Source organism: Dellaglioa sp. CoH-56-MRSF-12, assembly GCF_056782075.1.
Genome location: NZ_JBXAYD010000093.1, coordinates 1 through 273 on the forward strand (window position 1 = coordinate 1; position 273 = coordinate 273).

At 60.8% G+C, this 273-nt stretch carries 1 protein-coding gene; it reads right to left on the reverse strand.

From position 1 onward, the window contains the following. Positions 1 to 249, reverse strand: a 249-nt coding sequence (locus AC1RPY_RS07890) for a sugar phosphate nucleotidyltransferase (RefSeq protein WP_481763133.1), incomplete at its 3' end; no start/stop codon positions are given. Positions 250 to 273 lie beyond the last annotated feature (24 nt).

Below are 273 nucleotides of genomic sequence, written 5' to 3' on the forward strand. Positions count from 1 at the left end.
CTTGCCGCGCGCCTCGAGTTCGGCCTCGATCTCGTACGACTTGTCGAAATGATCCTCGATCGCGCGCTTGCTGCGCCCGGTGACGAAGATCATCTCGGTGATACCGGCGTTGATCGCTTCCTCGACCGCGTACTGAATCAGCGGCTTGTCGACGACGGGCAGCATTTCCTTCGGGCTCGCCTTCGTTGCCGGGAGGAACCGCGTGCCGAGACCGGCAACGGGGAACACGGCCTTGGTGACTTTCAACATGTTCGCATCCTGATTGCGTTGACT